The 19,233-nt window shown below is 59.4% G+C and carries 10 protein-coding genes and 6 pseudogenes; 11 read left to right on the top strand and 5 right to left on the bottom strand.

What is annotated here, in order from left to right:
• Nucleotides 1-28: 28 nt before the first annotated feature.
• Entirely contained in the window at nucleotides 29-2,707 is a 2,679-nt protein-coding gene (mdeB, locus tag AC04SH_RS26390; protein WP_488480723.1) for an alpha-ketoglutarate dehydrogenase, read from the bottom strand.
• A 525-nt stretch (nucleotides 2,708-3,232) separates the two neighbouring features.
• On the opposite strand from mdeB, the pseudogene AC04SH_RS26385 reads away from it, so the two are divergent.
• Nucleotides 3,233-3,612, top strand: a pseudogene (locus tag AC04SH_RS26385) (IS110 family transposase); the annotation flags it as partial.
• A 442-nt stretch (nucleotides 3,613-4,054) separates the two neighbouring features.
• Here the strand turns inward: AC04SH_RS26385 and AC04SH_RS26380 are convergent.
• Nucleotides 4,055-4,543: an Lrp/AsnC family transcriptional regulator gene (locus AC04SH_RS26380; RefSeq protein ID WP_488480722.1), complete on the bottom strand. Its 489-nt coding sequence runs from the start codon at nucleotides 4,541-4,543 to the stop codon at nucleotides 4,055-4,057.
• A gap of 969 nt (nucleotides 4,544-5,512) precedes the next feature.
• Here AC04SH_RS26380 and AC04SH_RS26375 point away from each other — a divergent pair.
• The 9 genes and pseudogenes from AC04SH_RS26375 (at nucleotide 5,513) to AC04SH_RS26335 (ending at nucleotide 13,679) form a co-directional block, all read left to right on the top strand.
• Nucleotides 5,513-6,336 (top strand): IS5 family transposase gene (locus tag AC04SH_RS26375; RefSeq protein WP_488480721.1). Its coding sequence is split into 2 segments (ribosomal slippage): nucleotides 5,513-6,287 and nucleotides 6,287-6,336, totalling 825 coding nucleotides; the frame shifts between segments, so codons are not numbered across the junction.
• Between the two features lie 484 nt (nucleotides 6,337-6,820).
• The gene (locus tag AC04SH_RS26370; protein WP_488480720.1) at nucleotides 6,821-7,603 is read left to right on the top strand and encodes a methyltransferase domain-containing protein; all 783 of its coding nucleotides are present in this window, start codon (nucleotides 6,821-6,823) and stop codon (nucleotides 7,601-7,603) included.
• 266 nt (nucleotides 7,604-7,869) lie between these two features.
• A pseudogene (locus AC04SH_RS26365) lies at nucleotides 7,870-7,976 on the top strand (IS630 family transposase); the annotation flags it as partial.
• A 795-nt stretch (nucleotides 7,977-8,771) separates the two neighbouring features.
• Nucleotides 8,772-9,137 carry a hypothetical protein gene (locus tag AC04SH_RS26360; protein ID WP_488480719.1) on the top strand — a complete coding sequence of 122 codons (366 nt, stop codon included), beginning with the start codon at nucleotides 8,772-8,774 and terminating at the stop codon, nucleotides 9,135-9,137.
• 222 nt (nucleotides 9,138-9,359) lie between these two features.
• Nucleotides 9,360-9,968: a hypothetical protein gene (locus tag AC04SH_RS26355; RefSeq protein ID WP_488480718.1), complete on the top strand. Its 609-nt coding sequence runs from the start codon at nucleotides 9,360-9,362 to the stop codon at nucleotides 9,966-9,968.
• Nucleotides 9,969-9,986: 18 nt separating this feature from the next.
• Entirely contained in the window at nucleotides 9,987-11,405 is a 1,419-nt protein-coding gene (locus AC04SH_RS26350) for a CapA family protein (RefSeq protein ID WP_488480717.1), read from the top strand.
• Between the two features lie 236 nt (nucleotides 11,406-11,641).
• Nucleotides 11,642-12,147: pseudogene (locus tag AC04SH_RS26345) on the top strand (transposase); the annotation flags it as partial.
• Nucleotides 12,148-12,819: 672 nt separating this feature from the next.
• A pseudogene (locus tag AC04SH_RS26340) lies at nucleotides 12,820-13,072 on the top strand (IS21 family transposase); the annotation flags it as partial.
• 15 nt (nucleotides 13,073-13,087) lie between these two features.
• A pseudogene (locus AC04SH_RS26335) lies at nucleotides 13,088-13,679 on the top strand (ATP-binding protein).
• Between the two features lie 59 nt (nucleotides 13,680-13,738).
• Here AC04SH_RS26335 and AC04SH_RS26330 read toward each other — a convergent pair.
• The 3 genes and pseudogenes from AC04SH_RS26330 to AC04SH_RS26320 all read right to left on the bottom strand — a co-directional run bounded on the left by AC04SH_RS26330 (nucleotide 13,739) and on the right by AC04SH_RS26320 (nucleotide 17,966).
• A complete protein-coding gene (locus AC04SH_RS26330; RefSeq protein WP_488480716.1) occupies nucleotides 13,739-15,829 on the bottom strand; it encodes a prolyl oligopeptidase family serine peptidase in 2,091 nt (696 codons plus the stop codon).
• Between the two features lie 608 nt (nucleotides 15,830-16,437).
• Nucleotides 16,438-16,699, bottom strand: a pseudogene (locus tag AC04SH_RS26325) (transposase); the annotation flags it as partial.
• Between the two features lie 241 nt (nucleotides 16,700-16,940).
• Nucleotides 16,941-17,966 carry an IS110 family RNA-guided transposase gene (locus AC04SH_RS26320; protein ID WP_488480715.1) on the bottom strand — a complete coding sequence of 342 codons (1,026 nt, stop codon included), beginning with the start codon at nucleotides 17,964-17,966 and terminating at the stop codon, nucleotides 16,941-16,943.
• A gap of 114 nt (nucleotides 17,967-18,080) precedes the next feature.
• Here AC04SH_RS26320 and AC04SH_RS26315 point away from each other — a divergent pair, with 114 nt between their 5' ends.
• On the top strand, nucleotides 18,081-19,097 hold the full coding sequence (locus AC04SH_RS26315) for an IS110 family RNA-guided transposase (protein WP_488480746.1): 1,017 nt from the start codon (nucleotides 18,081-18,083) through the stop codon (nucleotides 19,095-19,097).
• Nucleotides 19,098-19,233: the final 136 nt, after the last annotated feature.

Here is a 19,233-nt window from a genome sequence, read left to right as displayed (position 1 = left end):
ACTCTTTCGGAACTGGAACTCAACCGGATCAACGCAACCAGGGCGCATCGATCGCATTGTCGAGGCCGTAGCGGGCGATGGCGTCCGCGACCGTCTGGCGCGGAACCGCTCCTTCGGCGGCGAGGGCCGCAAGGGCTGCCACCGTGACATGACGATTATCGACTTCGAAGAAATCGCGCAGCGCAGCGCGCGTATCGCTGCGGCCGAAGCCGTCGGTGCCGAGTGCCGTGAACGAAGCGTCGACATAAGACGCGACCAGTTGCGGATAGGCGCGCACATAGTCGGTGGCCGCAATGATCGGCGCCTTGCCGGGCAAGCAACTCTTGATATGGCTAACCATCGGCTCGGACAGCGGATTGAAGCGGTTGTGACGTTCCATTTCCCGCGCATCGCGCGACAGCTCGGAGAAGCTGGTCGCACTCCACACCTCCGAGGCAATACCCCAGTCGGCGGCAAGCATCTGTGCTGCCTCGATCACCTGCGGCAGGATAGTGCCGGAGCCGAGCAGGCGGACAAGGCCAGCACTCTTTTTGGGCTTATGGCTGGCGACACGGTAGAGCCCCTTGATGATATCGGCCTCGACACCCGCCGGCATCGACGGCTGGGCATAGTTCTCGTTCATCGCGGTGACGTAGTAGAACTCGTCCTTGCACTGTTCCATCATGGCGCGTGCGCCATGATCGAGAATGACCGCAAGCTCATAGGCGAATGCCGGGTCGTAGGCTCGGCAGTTCGGAACGGTCGAGGCAACGAGCAGGCTCGATCCATCCTGGTGCTGCAAGCCCTCGCCTGCTAGCGTCGTGCGCCCGGCGGTCGCCCCGATCAGGAACCCGCGCGAACGTTGGTCGGCAGCGGCCCAGATCAAGTCTCCCACACGCTGGAAGCCGAACATCGAGTAGTAGATGTAGAACGGCAGCATGGCGAGGTTGTGGACGCTGTAGGACGTCGCCGCCGCCACCCAGGACGAAATCGCACCGGCCTCGGTGATGCCCTCTTCGAGCAGCTGCCCGTTCTTGATTTCCTTGTAGTAGAGCATCGAGCCGGCATCCTCCGGCTCGTAGAGCTGGCCAATCGGAGAATAGATGCCGACCTGGCGGAACAGATTCGCCATGCCGAATGTGCGGGCTTCATCGGCCACGATTGGCACAATGCGCGGTCCCAGCTCCTTTTCCTTGATCAGGTTGCCGAGCAACCTGACCGCAGCCATGGTCGTCGACATCTCCTTGCCTTCGGCGTTAAGCGCGAAATCGGCATAGCTCTGAAGCGGTGGGATCGTAACTGGAGCGGCCGTGCGCCGGCGCGCCGGTAGATAGCCGCCCAGCGCCTCCCGGCGCGAACGGAGATAATTGAGCTCGGCGCTGTCTTGGGCGGGCCTATACAACTCGATCTTCTCGACCTGCTCGTTGCTTATTGGCAGCGAGAAACGGTCTCGGAAGGTCAGCAGGCCCTCGACATCGAGCTTCTTGGACTGGTGTGCCGTCATGCGGGATTCGCCGGCGCCGCCCATGCCAAAGCCCTTTTTGGTCTTAGCGAGGATTACCGTCGGTCGCCCTTTGGCGGCCTTGGCTGCCTCGAAAGCAGCGTATAGCTTGCGGAAGTCGTGGCCACCGCGCTTCAGCGCGTCAATATCGCGGTCCGACATGTGGGCGACCAACGCCTTGAGCTCAGGATCTTCCTCGAAGAAATGCGCCAGATTGTAAGCGCCGTCTTTAGCGCCAAGTGTTTGGTATTTGCCATCGACGGTGGCGGCGAAGCGGCGGAGCAAGGCGTGCTGGGTGTCACGGGCAAACAATGCATCCCATTCCGATCCCCACAGCACCTTGATGACGTTCCAGCCGGCACCGCGGAAGATGCTTTCCAGTTCCTGGATAATTTGGCCATTGCCGCGCACAGGACCGTCGAGGCGCTGTAGATTGCAATTGATGATGAAGGTAAGGTTGTCGAGGTTTTCGCGTGCCGCGATCGACAGGCCGGCGATCGATTCCGGCTCGTCCATCTCGCCGTCTCCGAACACGCCCCAGACGTGGCGGCCCTCGGTGTTGGTGAGCCCACGGTCGCTGAGATAGCGCATGAAGCGCGCCTGGTAGACGGCGGTGATGGGGCCTATGCCCATCGAACCCGTCGGCACCTGCCAGAAATCGGGCATCAGCCAGGGATGCGGATAAGAGCACAATCCGTTACCGCCAATCTCCTGGCGGTAATGCTTGAGATGCTCCTCCGAAAGTCGGCCCTCGAGATAGGCGCGGGCGTACACGCCCGGAGCCGAGTGCGGCTGGAAGAAGACCACGTCGCCGTCGCCCTCACCGGTGTCGGCGCGGAAGAAATGGTTGAACCCGATCTCGAAGATCTCCGCTGCCGAGGCGTAGCTCGCAATGTGGCCGCCAAGTTCGCCATAGGCCGTGTTGGCCCGAACCACCATGGCCAGCGCATTCCAGCGAATGATTGCAGTGATGCGCTCTTCCATGGCGAGATCGCCGGGAAAGGGCGCCTGCTTTTCGAGCGAAATGGTGTTGCGGTAGGGCGAGAACGGTAGCGCCTCGTGGACGATGCCGAGCTCCTTGGCCTTGCGGTCCAGCTCGCCAAGTATGAACTCAGCTCGCGTGCCCCCGGAGGCGAAGAACAGGGATTCCAGCGAGGCCAGCCAGTCGGCCGTTTCGTTTGGATCGGCGTCGTCACCGATAGGGGCGGAGGGGGTTTTAGTGAGCATGATGGCGCCTAGGCTCTAAGTTTCCACTTGCGCGATTTTATCGGCAACGCTCCGGCATTTCCTGCCGAAGATATCGCTAATTTTCCTTGTTACAGCAGATACCACCACGTTAACTTACTAATGAAGCAGGTGGTGCGGAAAATGAACCTTGATGCGATAGACAGAAATTCCTAACCAGCTCAAGGTGGCCTCGAGCCTAACCAATGTCGAATTGGCCTCCCCTTGCCTCGCCCCAGTGCGGGCGCTCGCCGAGGCCGGCGTGATCACTCGTTGCGTGACGTTTCCGAGCTCAGCGATGCTCGGCGCGTAGCTGAGTGTGTTCATCCAGGCCACGTTGGAAGCCAATCGAAACGTTCTTGAGGTATTCGAAACAGCTATGGCCCGTTTTCCCCAGGAGTGGTTTTCTGCGGGTCGTAGGACGCGACGGTTGCACTCCAGCACTTTATCGGACGACCTATCTAGGCCATGCCCACATCCCCAACATCTATTGGTACCTGACGGCAACGCCGGAGCTTTTGCAGCAAGGGTGAGATCGCTTCATTGCCGGATTGCTTTGCGCAGTTGCAGGAGAAGGTCAAATCCCGAACAGGGCAGAAGTTATCGTGGCAATCCAGGAAGCCGGGCTCGATGGCTTTTGGATTGACCGTGCGCTGAATACTGACGGGATAGAAAGCCGTCTTGTCGATCCCGCTTCGATTGCAACCTCACGTCGCCGGCGACGCGCAAACTTGAACAAACCGGATGGAAAGGCACTGGCCAGAGCGTTGCTTGCCTTAAAGCGTGGTAAACCACGTGTTTGTGCGATCGTCAACGTAACATCTCCCAACGGGCGGTGGCATCCCTTGCCATTGCACCTCAAGGCTCAGATCAACCGCGAGCTTGACCGGATTGAATTGCTGCTCGAGCTGCCTTAGCGTGCTCGGCGGCACCCTTATCGGCAAGTAATGCAGCGCATCGCCATCAGGAATTCATCCGCTTTCTCAACGCCATCGACGCCGAGGTACTGACCGGCCTCGCAACAACCCTCGAAGCGACGTCTCAAACGAGGCGTCTTTCACTCTATCATCGGCCTCTAGGCGGCAATAACCGGCCTCCTTCAAGAACACAACCAACGATCCAGACCCTTTTTGTGGGCCACCGACCCGACAAAATCATCGACGCTGTCGACACTGGCACCAAGTGTTACATCCCGTTCTATTAGGATCCGAAACGGGACTTACTGTTAATTACGAGGCTTGCGAAATCAGTTCTCGCCGACGATAGAATCGCAACTTAATTTAGCTTATGTATGCTAGCCTTGACCATTAAAAAATTTCAAGTTATAGTCGTTCTGACTAGTTATGTAATTCACAAACGGTTCCATTTTGCAATCTCGCGGATCGGATAAGCCGTCTTGTACTTAACTTGCTTCAGGGCGAAGCTTGAGCGAATGTTGGCAACTCCCTCAATCCGTGATAGACGCTCAACGATGAGTTCTTGCAGAACACCCAGATTCGGGACGATGACTCGTATCATGTAGTCCGCCTCGCCGGTCATGAGATAGCACTCCATGACCTCAGGTAAATTGGCCATTGCCGCCTCGAATAGTCCCAGTTCTCGCATCGCTTGGCGTTCCAAACGGACTTGGATAAATACGCTCATTAGTCCGCCGAGGGCGTCGGGGTCGAGAAGGGCAACGTAGTGCGATATCAATCTGCTTTCCTCAAGCGCACGAACGCGGGCGAGACACGGAGAGGGAGACAACCCGACGATCTTGGCAAGCTCGACGTTGGTAAGCTTGCCGTTGTTTTGCAGCGTGTCGAGAATTCGCAAATCAAGTGCATCAAGTTTCGGCACGTGTCGGATCCTCGGTGATAAAACGGGTGAATGTAATAGTGGCTTGGTCGACCAGCTTCTTTGGTGGTGCGTCCGTGACCATAAAGTCATGCTTGAGCGGCCATGCATAGCCCCTCAGCATAAGTTGTGGCACGGCGATTTGGGAGAGACGTGCGCGGTATATGTGGAACGTATACGGACCTCCCCCGATTGCAACGGGTCGGCTAGATCAAGATCGTCGGTCACAACTGCTGACGTATATCCGGGTTCTTGATGCGGCTCAACAACGTTGTCGGCACGCCGGGGTGAGACCTCCTTCTGTTGTTCCTTCGTTTGCCGCTTCGCCTGAAGCTGCTTTGTCCGACGGTACGCGCTCGTAGAATGTGCCGCCCGATAGCATGAGCCAATACCCTCGCATTCTGCAGGCGATCGCGACGGCCGTGACATTGGGATGCCGCCAGTGCCGCAGCTTACCTGGCCAGAGGCTTTGAGGATCCTGCTTACCGGCTGCTTTGCCGACCGCAGCGCGAGCGCCATGGACCATCAATGTGTGCAGATAGCGATCGCCGCGTTTGCTGATACCGAATAGCCGCCATGAATGGGCGCACCATCGAACCGATCGGGATCGGGAAACCAACTGTTGCCTCGCTGCTTTCAAGCACGCACATGAGATTTGATGCGCAGACCACCATAGCGGCCAGCGTCTTCGACAAGTGCCCCCTTCAAAAGACCTGACAGAAGACCGCACTCGATCAAATGTTCGGAAAGTCAGAAACTCCTTGCACAACGGACGTCAACCACAGAAGTCAACACGACAGTTGAACCTCAGGAACTTCCGCTCCTTCGGCCGCGCACGCTGCCCAGTCCCGTGAGGGCGAAGGCCGAATGGCTGAGCCACTCGACATGATCTCAGTGTCTGCTCCAAAAAGAAGTGAGTGATTTCAGCGGGTTGTGATTCTGTCGGATTGCTGAGATTCGACGGAGATCATGATGCCCTGGACCGAAACCACTCGCCCCCACTATGAACGGCGCTGCCCGCGCTACGCAAGCGACCTGACGGACGCGGAGTGGGCGCTGATCGAGCCTCTGATGCCATCGCCGAACCGCATTGGCCGGCCGCGCCAGACGAGCTTGCGCGAGGTTGTGAACGCGCTTTTGTATCTGGCTTCGGCCGGCTGCGCGTGGCGGCTTTTGCCGAAGGATTTCCCGCCGTTCTCGACGGTGCAGAAGTATTTCTGGCGCTGGCGCGACGAGGGTGTGCTGCGTGCGATCAGCAACGAACTCGTCATGGCCGCGCGCGAAGGGGAAGGCCGGGAGGCCAGCCCGACGGCCGGCGTCATCGACAGCCAGTCGGTCAAGACTACCGAGAGCGGCGGAATACGAGGCTTCGATGCTGGGAAGAAGATCATGGGCCGCAAGCGCCACATCGTCGTCGACACGTTGAGCCTGCTGGTCGGCGTGGTGGTCCACCCCGCCCACATCCAGGATCGCGACGGTGCGCCGGCCGTTCTGAAATCCATACTGAAGCGCTGGCCGTGGCTGCGCCATGTCTTCGCCGACGGCGGCTACGCAGGGCCGAAACTGCGAGGCGCCCTGCAAAGGATCGGCACGTTCACGATGGAGATCATCAAGCGGTCGGACAGCGCCAAAGGCTTCGACGTCCTGCCGCGCCGATGGGTCGTCGAGAGAACCTTCGCCTGGCTGGGCAGGTGCCGGAGGCTGGCAAAGGACTTCGAGCGATCCATCGAATCCGCACAGGCCTGGTGCTTATCGCAAACATCCGAATGCTCACCCGAAGGCTCGCAAGCGCATGAAAGCACGGCGGTCATTCCGATTCAGACACTCAGACGCAAAACTTTTCGCAGCCGTTGCCCAATCGTTGGAAGCCCGACAAAGTTGTGACAAAGCAAACAGGCAGAAACGGACGCGAAAGGCCGACGAATTGGATTGACACCGTTTTTTGAGCTGGCACACCTCTTGCGCTTTGAACTGCGACGTTCGCCCCCGGCAACGGAGCCGTTCGATGTCAGTATCGACGATTCCGCTGGAGAGTTATCCCTCGCCAGTTGCCTGCGACGGAACGGCACTATGCAGGGACACTATCGACGCGTTGCACGGTGAGGCGTAGCAGCACGTTCGCGAGCACATCTTTCGAGTTGCTATGATTGCACGGAACACGTTTCACGGTCGACGGGAGACTAAACGCGCTTGGTAGCAGCCACGCAAAATCATTTTCGAATATTACAGCGTCAAGATAAGTTGAGATAATCGCTGGACCACGTGGCAGGAGAATATAACATGTCTGATGAATTCAGTTATGGTGAGATCTACGCCCCCATCTACGAAGAATACACCACCGTGCAGGGTAAAATTGCTGAGGTAGACGAGACGGTCGCCTTTCTTGAGCGATATTGCAACGGAGGCAGTGCCCTCGAACTAGGTATAGGCGACGGGCGCGTGGCAGTGCCGTTGAGCGGGCGTGGCGTTAAGGTCGAAGGTATCGATAATTCTTGCAGTATGTTAAAACTTCTCGCCAAGCGTACTGATCTAGTTAAGGCGTGGCAGGGAGACATTGCCCATTTCAGCTCAGACCAACGCTACAATCTGGTGTATTGCATTTATTTCACGTTCCCACTGCTTTTCACGCGCGAAGCGCAAATAGCTTGTCTCCGATCTGCTGCGGAGGCGCTAGATGATGAGGGGGTTTTGGTGATAGAACTGTGGGTGCCAGGCTTGAATCCTCTCGTTGGCGGCCAGCAAACTACAAAGGCGCGGCTAGTGGATCATGAGAATACGATCGTCAACGTGTCTGTCCACGATCCGCTAAACCAGAGCCTGATTTCAACCCTCCTCTGGTTTTCTGGTACGTCGGTCAAACGTTTACCGCAACGCGTTCGTTACGTTTATCATCAGGAACTCGATACCATGGCCGAATGCGCGGGGCTTGAGTTGACGGAGCGGTGGGGAGATTGGTCGAGAGGCGCGTTCACCAAACGATCCGAACGTCATATCTCAGTCTACCGGCGGCGACGGTGTGGGTATCGTGGAGATGATGCAGCAAAGCGGCAAATCCAAACCTGAAGTATGGCGTTAGTAGGAGCGCTTCGCCACGGGAGGCTTCGAAGCCTGAAGTAGCCGACCGTGTGATGGCGCTGACGTTGCTGGACCCGCATCGCGAGACGATGCCCTGGAGCGCCGTCATGATGGCGGCTGCGGCCAGTATTTGCCCTAATGCGGTCCGTCGCATAAGGCGCGCGGGCTGTAGCCAACCGCTGGCGCCAGTTGAAACTCTCCGACGATCCGCAGTTGGTCGACAAGTAGGCTTCTATGTCGATCCGCCTGCTCACGCCATTGTCGACCGCTTCCTCCAAGAGCACAACCAGCAGCCCAAACCCTTCTAGTGGACCGGCGACCCCGCAAGATCATCGCCGCCGTTAAACGCGGACACCAAGTGCGTCCGCTCTCCGCTATTTTGTCAATATCCAAGCCAACAAATCGGTATCTTCCACGAGCCCCGTCTCCGATGCTTGAGGCCCTGTACCGGTCACCCCGCTTGCCCTTCTTCCGTTGCATAACGGATGACGGGCCGCCCTCAGGCCCACCAGTCATTGGGACTTCTATAGCTGGGCTTAATCCCTCGCCGAGTGCTAGCTTCTGTCCGCAGTCAGCACTTGAGCCCCTGCTTTGTGGGGTCTGCTGAGAATCGGCTGGCCGATCCAGCAACGCAGTTACCTGAGTGCTGCTTGCCCTATGGCGGCCTAACCCATCCATCGTCCCGGCGAAGGGACCTTGCTTCCAGGGGAGATGATGGGATTGCCCGTCCGAAACTTGTATTGTTGTCTTCTTCCGGATTAGGCGGCCATGGTTGGCATTGGCTTATGGGCAACGTCGGATGGCTTGCAATCAGCTCGCGGATCGGTGCCGCATCGGTGCGCCGCGTAGTCGGCCCTACCCTTTGAGGCCAAGCCGCGCACTAGCCCGCATGCTCATCTAGATGTCGTGAAGCGTTCCCTGTGAGCTTGCAGGCGGTCAGCAGCACGCGCACGTCCTGGGGCGAGAAGAGATTTGCAATGGACCGGCCCGAACCAGCCAAGCCGCATCAACTGCCGATGCCCCGCGCGTGTCTGTCTTCACCGGCATCGCCTTGAAGGCTGCGCGCACGTGGCGCGTGTCGATCAGTTCGACCGCCAGACCCGCCTTCGTCATCCACATGTAGCCATAGCGATAAGGGACCGGCCTCCAGACCAATGTGTTCCATGGCCACGCCAAGCTCGCCAAACCAGGCTATCAGCTGATCAGGGTCGCTGGGGACCTTTGCTTCCCGTACGATGCGGCCATCCGCATCTACCACGCGCACACTCGAGTATCCCAATATTACGTCAATCCCTGCATTTTGTTCATGGTCGTCTCCCTGATGCTATGGAGCACGCACTCCCGCGACACCATCATTGTGAGTGACGACCACCAGCCTTTCAACCTAGCTTGGCTGGGCTCCGCCCGTTACACTATCGAGCCGGCTTTCAACAAATTTGCTGACCTCTCGCTTGGAATGCAGCCCACCGAAATTTCTTCGCGGACCGCGGGCGTGCTGGCGGCAATTGTCTGGGGCACTTGACGCGCTTGGCCCGGTGCCGTCGGCGGCGAAGAACGGCACGAACCCGAGGAAGGCCTGGGTCTCTTCCTCAAATCCACCAGCCCTTCAAAGCTCTCCCATTCGCGATCGGGCCTTCATCTGTTGCTGAAGACTGCATTTCGCCATGGCTCTCGCCTGCTCGCCTGCTCGCCTGCTCGCCTACCAGCCACGACCGCGCTTGACGTCACCATGTAGGCACAGATCTTGCGGCTCATAGTCGATCTGAAAGAGCACGCTTGGAACGGCTGTCATGTTCATCACGCAAGATCTGAGTGTTGCGACCGAGACCTGCCAACGCGTGACTTTCTGTACGCAGACCGGGTCGTTGAGGAGGCGACCGCAATCGGTCTGTTCGCGCGCCCCAAGCATTCCTACACTCAGGACCTCACGCGATCGGTGCCGGATCCGCTGCGCGGCCTCCCAGCGCCGCCTTCCAGCAATTCGCGGCATCGTGCCAAACCTGCGCGAGTCGATCGTCGGGAGCAGCTTTGCGCCTCGCTGCCGTTCGCGATCGATATTTGCCGCGAGAAGACGCCCATACGTGAAGACACGGCGAGCCACGGCGTGCTGGCCCGCCGAAGAGGTTATGTGCGCGTGAACTGTCCTTTGCTTCAAGAAACAACCACTTCACGCTTGGCGCCCGATGCAGATGGTTTTTCGGATCCTTATTCATCGCTGAAACCGCGCCTCACTGTAGGGCGAATTATCAGTGAACCGGTCGAGAGCTTTGAACGTTTCAGTCCGAAGCGGCAGGTCCTTTTTCGACTGGTTTGGCATCAGAAGCACAGACGCTGTCACGGTAAACTATATTAACCGAAACGAGGAAATTATATGGAAAGACACTCGCACGAGAGCGATCGCGATCCAATCGAGCAGGATGGCTGCTTTGATACGGTTGGCTCGATTGCCACGAACGTTGCAAACGGCTTCACAATGGCGGCGGTTGGCGACCTTCTTTACGCGCGTCCCGTAACAAAAGGCTATCATCCAGGCCTCGCCGATGTTCTCAGGATCTTCAACGGGGCTGACGTGACGTTCGGCAACTTGGAAACCAACATCTTGGACTTTCAGTCAAAGGGATGCCCGCAGGCTGAGTACGGCGGTGCGTATTGCATAAGTGCCCCGGAGCTGGGAGCTGACTTGAAGACGATGGGCTTCAATATGGTGAGTCGCGCGAATAATCACACACTTGACTGGGGCGTCGAAGGTATGCGTGAGACCACCCGGGCCCTCGACGCGAACGGGATCGTACACGCGGGAGCTGGGGAAACTCTCGGCCAGGCCGGTGCAGCCCGCTTTCTCGAGACCCCCCGCGGCCGCGTGGGGATGATCTCGTTTGCGACGACGTTCAGCCCGATGGCTCGTGCGTGCGATCCTGCTGGAGAGGCGCCCGGAAGACCCGGACTCAACGCCCTGCGCTTGACGAAAAGCACTCTGCTTCCTGGAGAAATGCTTGAAGGATTGAAGCGTGTCCGCGAAGTGCTTCCGGGCTGCAATCTCCCCGACAAAGATCCCGACAAGGTCGTACTTGGCGGGACAATTTACAAGGCTAGCGAGAGGCCCGGCTATAGCTTCGAAGCTGACAGGCGCGACGTCGCAGATATTTTGCGGAACATTCGTCGGGGTAAGCAATTCTCCGACTTTTGCATTGTGACGAACCACGGGCATGAACCCGGGGAATGGAGTCAAGATCCACCTGATTACGAGCAGTCGTTTGCCCGGCAGGTCATCGATGCTGGTGCAGACGCATACATCGTACATGGACCTCATATCCTGCGAGGAATAGAAATCTATAAAGGACGCGCCATCTTTTATAGCCTGGGAAATTTTCTCTGCCAGGATATCCGAACGCCAGTCGGCGCGGATATGTTCGAAGCATACGGCAAGGACCCACGGTTCGATACAGACGCCGAAGTGACGGTCGATGAGATAGCAAAAGGATACCCGACGGTCGAAGGGTTAGTGGGCCCCCAGTCTGGCGTAGAATTCTATGAGAGCATTGTTGCCGTCAGCCGATTTGATGACAATCAGCTCACCCTTTTGTCGCTCTATCCAATCGAGCTGCGAAGGTCCGAGAGGTTTGCGAACCGGGGCGTGCCGCGTCTCGCCTCCGCCCCGCAAGCAACAGCCATTCTGGAACGGCTCCGGAAGCTCTCGGAGCCCTATGGCACCAAAATCGGGATCGAGAACGGCGTGGGATTGATCCAACTGCATACCCGGTATTTCCAGAGGCGGTTGGTGCGGGAATGAGTTGCGAACTGCCTGACGCGGCGGTGGCTAGATTGCCGTCGTTTTGTCTGATGCTGGTTGCCGATTTCCGCATCACCGCGACGTTTTCCCCCGCTCTCGCCGTCATGCGAACGCAGTTCGCCCCTGGTGCCAGCGAAGGAGATGGTAGGGCATCGTGCAGACAAACGGGCCCTCACCGCCAAGAATCCGCCCCAGCCGATCGTGTTCCAGGATCAGGTCGACGTCATCACCGATGACAGGCTCGGCTGGAGCGATTGGATGCCCAGCTAGCCGAGCTAGTGCCAAGCTGGTCGATGGCGCGGGTGGTGATGGCCTATCAGGCGCTGCATGGTGTGTCCTTCATCGTCGCCGTCACTTTTGTCAGCGAAGTCGGCGATGTCCGCCGCTTCTACAATCCGCGAGCTGATGGCCTTTCTCGGCCTGGTGCCCTCGGAGCGCTCGACCGGCGAGACGGTCAGCGCGGCGGCCGGACGTTGGCCGGCAATCGCCGTGTGCGCCGCGTGCTGATGAAGGCGCCTGGAGCTACCGCTATCCGGCCCGGGTGACGGAGCCCATTCGCGTCCTCGAGGTCTGCCGAAGGCGGTGCGCGAGATCGCCTGGAAGGCGCAGACCCGGCTTGCACCCGCTCCCGCAGCATGACGGCGGCCGGCAAGAACAAACCCATCGTCGTTGCGGCAATCGCGCACGGGATGGCGGCGTTCCTGTAGAGGCCATCGGCCTCCAGGTCGAACCGGTGCGTTGAGATGTAGTGCGCTTCTTCATCGAAGATCAGGATACCGAGAAGCGCGCCCCCTGGAAGAAAAACCGGGCAGCACGGTGACGGGATATAGCGGGTAGGGAACTCCCGTCGTAACTATGTGGCTGGGCATCAGCCCAACGCCCGATTAGATAGCCCAGGATGGATTACGGAAGTGCGGTAAGCAACCCGGGGATAAGAGCTGGATCAACCGTCGTCTCAAGGCCCTATCCCGTCGCCGTGCTGTCCTCATCAATTGCAAGCAAAACGTGACGTGTGGCAAAAGGCATAGGGCGAAGAAGGTCATCCATCATTTCTTGACCACGGAGTTATGTGGCCGAGCCGATGCGCCGACGCCCGCCTCGCGACCGAGGACAGCCCCCAAGCGAAGGATGAGTCTCTGATCAACCGTCGTCTCTGAGCTCCACCCAGTCCCTGTGCAGCTTCAGCCGATCCGACTGCTTGTCAAACCAGCCAAGCAGCCGAGCCTTCTTGCCTAATCTTCACAGGGAACATGGGAGACTAGCCTCCTACGGAACGTTGCCATTGCCGCCGGAGTGGTGCGCAGATCAATTTGCCGCCGCTGCGCGCAGGGTCGCGACATACTTCGGACGCCACCCCTCGCTCTTTATTTGAACGTGCTCTTATTGCGTATTTCAGACGATCGTGAGCAGCACCCAAGCTGTCATCGCTGACCGGCCGCACCCCGAACAGGGCTTTCGCACCTGTCTCGGCATTCTTTCTCTGACCAAGAGCTACGGCAGCGCGTGCGTCGACGCAGCCTGCCAACGCGGCATCCTCATCAAAGCACTCTCCGTCGCCTCGATCCGTTCGATCCTTGGGAACGGCCTTGATCGCTTTCCTCGACGAGACGCCTGACCATCAACCCTGCGCCACCGGCAGCATCCGCGGTCAGGGCTATTTCCACTGAACCATGGAGATCGCAATGCTCACCTATCCCAACCCTGAACGAGTGATCGCACTCGGCTTGACCGGAATGGCCAAAGCCTTCGAGGAGCAGCGATGATCACCGGATCTCGATGCCCGGTCGTTCGAGGGGCGCGTTGGGCTTCTTGTCGATCGCGAAGCCGCCGAGCGCGACACCAAACGGCTCACCACAGGCCTCAAATTCGCCGCGCGGCGCCGGAGCGTCTGTGTGGAAGATGTCGATTTGCGTACCCCGCGCGGGATCGACCGCGCCGTCTTCGCCAGGGCCGTCTGCGGTGACTGGATCGACCGCCAGGAGACGTGCTGGTCACCGTCGCAACCGACCTGGGGAAGAGTTGGATCGCCTGCGCCCTCGGCCACAACGCCGCGACATCCTGGAAATCCTCGATGATCGCCACGGCCGCGCGCCCACAATCGTCACCAGCCAAATCCCCGTGGAACACTGGCACCATGTTGTCGGCGATCCCACGCTGGGCGATGCGATTTTGGATCGCCTCGTTCACGACGCTCGCCGCCTTCAACTCATCGGAGAAAGCATGCGAAAACATAAAGCCCGCGCCCACGCTCTTGAAGCAGCCGCAAACACCTGAATCAATCAACAGGTCGGTCGAAGCGGCCGCTCATGATCGCGTGAAATGGCTGCTCACGATCAATCGCGATCGGCTTGCCAGCCGATCGCGATGCGAAGGAAATTGGTACCCAAGGCAATCAATGCGGCCCGCTGCCGATTGCCGGGCCCGTGAGCGCCTGCGGTGGGCTCGTAGAAATAAGCCGGGTAGCCAAGAGCTTGCAGCTTTGCAGCCATTTTGCGCGCGTGGCCTGGGTGAACGCCGTCGTTCCGCTGCGTCGTGGCAAGCAGGATCGGCGGATAGGGCTGTCCCGGCGTCGCGGCGCGATAGGCGGAGATTTCCTTCAGGAACGCCCAATCCTCCGGCTGGTCGGGGTCGCCATATTCGTCAATCCAGTTCGCGCCTGCCAAAGGTTTGGTGTAGCGGCGCATATCGATAAGCGGAATTGTGCAGAACAGAGCGCCGAAACGCTCAGGATAGCGCGTCAGCATATTGGCAACCAGGAGGCCGCCATTTGATCCGCTCTCGGCAGCAATCCGCCCCGGTCGCGTAATGCCCCTTCGCACGAGGTCGGTGGCAACTGCGGCGAAATCGTCATGAGCGAGACGCTTGCTCTCCATGCCCCAGCCTTCGTGCCAGCGGGTGTCGAATTCGACGCCTGAACCGCCCTCTCGCATGTTCGCCATCACACACGTGCCGCCGCGTTCGAGCCATAGCTTGCCGATAAGGGAGTTGTAGCATGGCAGGAGCGATATGCCGAACCCGCCATAGCCGGTAAGGTGAACCGGAGCATCCCCGTTGCTGCTCGCCGGGCCGACCTGCGTATAGGGGATCATCTTACCATCGGTCGAGACTGCCTCGTGGCGCGTGACCACCAGCCCGGATGCATCGAAATTCTCCGGGTTGCGCTTGAGGATCACTGGAGCGACGAGAGGCGGCGCGCCATTGAGTTCGAATAGGAGAAGCTGCGGCGGCGTGATCGGGTCCTGAGCCGACACGAGGACCTGTCCATTGGACTCGTGCCGTTCCGCATCGAGCGGCCAGAGATGAACAGTCCCTTCGGTAGGCATGGTCTCCAGGGCTTGGCGCGTCCATTCCTGACGGCCGGGTATCCACATCTCGAAAAGCGGAACGAGGTTGGCGAGATAGGAGATGATGAGCTTCCCGTCATTCCAGAAGAATGACTGTAGTGTGCGCCTGTCGACTGGTGCAAAGAGGGTGCTAAAATCGCGCTCGCCGGCGATAAAGGAGGAGAGTGAGATGCCGATCAGCGCGTCTGCGGCATAGGTCGTCCCGCCAGTCGTCCAGAGCTTGCGCGGCTTTACCGCCAGCCAATCGCTGAAAGCATCCCACCAGGCGTCCCGAGGAAGGCCGATCTGCGTTTTCGGCCCGCTCCTATTGCCGATACGGCAGATTTTTTCAAAGAAGGCCGGCCGCTCGATGAACCAAAGCCGCTCGCGCTCGGCGGTGCGATCCAGGTGGCCGGACACGCCGAGGGATTCGGAACCGGTTTCGAAGATTACCGGCGCGGTGAGCGGATCGGTGCCACGCTCCCATAGCCGCACGGTGCGCGCGGAGCCGCAGCGGGTAGCCATGCCCGCACCAAGTGCACTGGACAGCAGAAGCGTGTTAGGGTCGAGCCAATTAGTGCCGCCCTTGGCCTCCGGCAGATTGAAACCGTCGGCGACGAAGCTCAGAGTTGCCAGATCGAATTCGCGATGCAAGACAGCGTCACCGCCGCCGCGCGACAGGCGTACAACGGCTCTTTCCCCCTTCTCCGGCTCAAGCGATGCACCGCCCCAGATCCAGTCCTCTCCATCGCCGGCGGCGAGGACGTCCAGATCGAGCAATAGCTCCCAATGCGTGTCCACCTCCATGTAGGAGGCAAGGGTAGTCCGGCGCCACAGTCCGCGCGGATTTCCGGCATCTTGCCATAAATTATAGAGGTACTGGCCCCGGCGCGTGATCAGGGGGATTTTGTCGGGATGGTCGAAAATCGCTGTCACGGCGTCGTAGTCGCGCTCGAACTGGGTTCCATTGAAGTGCTCAAGGGTCCTGGCCGACTGACTGGCCGCCCAGGCAGGTGCCCGTTCGCCTTCTACATTTTCAAGCCAAAGATAGGGATCATCGTCGGGAGCATTCAGAGTTGGCAGCAAATCGAATGCGGTCATTTCCGGGCAACCTGAACACTGTTGGCTCGGGAACGCTCAGTGTCCGCGGCGCCGGCCGCAAGTTCGAAAAGCATTATCATGGGGTGAGTTCTTCTCAGTCGGCGCGGCGCGGCAGTGTGTTTGCGGGTGGCACTGCATGTGCCGTGCCAACCAGGAAAATCGTTTCAGAACAATGAAATCCTTTGATGGCGCTGTGTCGCATGTCCGACATAGTCGAAGATTCGACAATAACTAAAACCGTATCCTTGCGAGTGGCCAATTGGCATGAGCGGGGCGCTACTATTCATCCGCAGCCGGTGGGCGATTCCGCGCATCTTCCTGGTCGCGACCGGGCAGCCACAGGCCCGGCATGCAACGGTGCGACGCCTTCCGCAAGATCGTTCTAGTCACCTCCACGTTGCGCCAACGGCTTAGTGTTCAAGGGTGTTCCTCTCATGGTGTTTGGAACAGATTGCTCGGACTCCGTTTCCACACCACCACCTGAGGGACAGCGACACAACTTGGCTTTGCTCGCGAAAGCCGGTCAATTCCGGCATCTAGCCGGCCTGCGCGATTAGACGGCTGCGCGAATGGCTTTCGCCCAGCGCGTTTTCTCCATTTAGAGCCTTTCACGTTTTGACGGAAGCGTATCCGGCATTTACGAAGTAGTTCTTGCATTCGGCTGCCTCGATGGTTTCGACGAGGTGGCCGATGTGGCGCCAGGTGTCCTCGACGGTACGTTTCTGCGCTTGGCGCATCCAGTGTTTGATCTTGGCGAAGGCCTGCTCGATCGGATTGAGATCCGGGGGAGTAGGGCGGCAGGTACCAAAGCCTGGCGCCAGCAGCCTTGATCATCTGCCTGATGGCCGCCGACTTATGACTTCCTAGATTGATGGGGTTGTCTAATCGCAGCTTGGGCGTCAAGCATCTATCGCGTTGATACGGCGCTGCCGGGTGCATGGTTGTCTTCGCGGTCGACATCGGCCGCCGCATGATGGAGCTTCGCGGGACGAGCCTTCAATGTGGACGACGCACTTTGCTGAGACAGCGGTGCAACCCCATCAGCGGAATGGCTCGGCTCACGTCCCGGCAGGGACGCCTCAGGCGCTCAGATTCTGAACGCTATCTGGATTTACGCCGTGGCTCCTGCACTCGGATTGAAGAGCTCGCCGGTCTTGAGCATCGTGTGCATGATCACCGCCAATTTGCGCGCGACGGCCACGGCGGCTCGTTTGAAGCCGATCCTCTCCCGGAGCTTTAGACCCCATGCACGTAGGCTGCTTTCGGTCGAACAGCGTGTCAGGATGACCGCGGCGGCTTCGTAGAGAAGCCCTCGCAGATGTCGATCCCCGCGCCGGGATATATGGCCGTCATAATCGACTTCTCCCGATTGGTATCGGCGGGTTGTCAGGCCGATCCAAGCAGCGACAGAGCGGGACTTCTTGAAGTTGTTTGGATCCTCAATGGCGGTGACGAAAGAGGTCGCGGTGATCACGCCGATGCCGGGAATCGACATGAGGGTGCGGCAGGCTTGGCTTTGACGAGCATCCGTAACCAGTTGCCGCCCGAGCTCGGCGGCGCGAATGCGAATGCCGCGCCAGGCCTCCAACATTGGTATCACGATCGGAGCAAGCTCGCTCTGATCGATAAGGAGGCTCCGGACATTCTTTTCGAATGCAGTTCCCTTACCTGCTGGGACGAGCAGGCCGAACGTTTTCATGATCCCGCGGATCTGGTTGGAAAGCTCGACGGTGATCCGGACCAATCGGGTGCGTGCTGCCACGAGCGTGCGGGTCAACATACTGTCGAAGCCTTTTACTCGCACCTCGCGAAAGAACCCCGCTTCAGCAAGATGCGCCAAACCATCGGCGTCATTCGCATCCGTCTTGTTCGCCGCCATATCGAGAGCGGCTTTGGCATGGCGCGCATCGATGCAGATGGCTGGCAATCCCTCGGCGCGCAGCGCATGATAGAACCACACCGACAGCGGGCCGGTTTCGAACACGACACGCTTTGCGGCCGGCGCCCGCTTGCGGACAAGCTCGGCAATGATGTTGGGATCAGATGCGCACTTTCCGCGCCAGATCCGCTCGCCTCCACGGCGGATCGACACCGCCGTCTCTTTCATCGACACGTCGAGACCGATATATTCTGTCATGGCTGTTCTCCGTTGATGCTGGGCCCGGCATCCAGTCGTGAGCCCGTTTCCATCTTATCGGGGAACAGCCACCCTCCAACGCTATGATCGGCTCCAGGGCACGTCGCTCCCGCGATTACCCCATGTGGACGCCCCCTGGCGAAGAACCTGTTCCAGGCGCACGGCTCAGATGCGTTGGGAGCCGTCCTGTTTAGAAAGAAGCTTCGCCGCGATCACGTTCTTGAGTTCCTCGCTTCTCAGCCGGTCTGCACGGTTGCCATGGAAGCGTGCGCCGGCAGCCATTATTGGGCGCGGGAGATCGCGAAGCTGGGTCATGGCGTCCGGCTGATCGCTCCGGGCTACGTCAAGCCTTTCGTCAAGCGGCAAAAGAATGATGCAGCCGACGCGGAAGCGATCTGCGAAGCGGCCCAGAGGCCGACCATGCGTTTCGTGGCGGTGAAGAGCGAAGAGCAACAGGCCGCGGCCATTGTGTTCCGCGTCCGCGATCTTGTGGTTCGCCAGCGGACCCAGACGATCAATGCAATACGCGGTCATCTTGCGGAATTTGGACTTGTGGCTGCGCAAGGCCTCTTCCACGTCACTAAACTTGTTACGGCGATTGAGCAGATGGACCCCACTGTCCCCGAAGCCGCCCGCCCGATCCTGTCTTTACTCGTTGAGCAGTTGCGGTCGCTGGATGCGAGAGTGGCCGAGCTCGACCGAGAGATTGGCCGGCGCGCCAGAGAGGATGCGGAAGCCAAGCGCTTGATGACGATTCCCGGTATAGGACCGATCACCGCGACGGCGCTTGCCGCGTTGGCCCCGTCCGCTCAGACCTTCAAGAGAGGCCGGGACTTCGCGGCATGGCTCGGACTAACGCCGCTGCAACGTTCTTCGGGCGGCAAGCAAAAGCTCGGCGAGACATCCCGCATGGGCGAGCGAACCCTGCGACGGCTGCTGATCATTGGGGCCAGCGCCGCTGTGCGCTGGGCCATGCGGAAGGGGTCGACCGGGGATCCGTGGCTTTCGCGGATGCTTGAGCGCAAGCCACCCATGCTGGTCATCGTCGCCTTGGCCAACAAGACGGCGCGCATCGTGTGGGCATTAATGGCCAAAGGCGGAACCTATCGAACGCCGGCCATAGCAGGATAGTCCGCTCCTCGAGCGGGCTGCCATGGTGTGAGAAGGTCGAACGGAGAGTATGGCGCAACGGTCAACGAGACGGGATCGGGAAAACCAGATCATGGATACGCGCCTTGAGCGCGCCAGGTTGAATTGGACCCGATCC

The organism is Mesorhizobium sp. CNPSo 4688, assembly GCF_057784295.1.
This window is presented reverse-complemented; position numbering and strand designations above follow the sequence as displayed.

Coding starts and splice junctions, on each gene's coding strand:
- AC04SH_RS26350 (WP_488480717.1), top strand. CDS start 9,987: ATGGAAAGACACTCGCACGAGAGCGATCGCGATCCAATCGAGCAGGAT.
- AC04SH_RS26320 (WP_488480715.1), bottom strand. CDS start 17,966: ATGACAGAATATATCGGTCTCGACGTGTCGATGAAAGAGACGGCGGTG.
- AC04SH_RS26330 (WP_488480716.1), bottom strand. CDS start 15,829: ATGACCGCATTCGATTTGCTGCCAACTCTGAATGCTCCCGACGATGAT.
- mdeB (WP_488480723.1), bottom strand. CDS start 2,707: ATGCTCACTAAAACCCCCTCCGCCCCTATCGGTGACGACGCCGATCCA.
- AC04SH_RS26370 (WP_488480720.1), top strand. CDS start 6,821: ATGTCTGATGAATTCAGTTATGGTGAGATCTACGCCCCCATCTACGAA.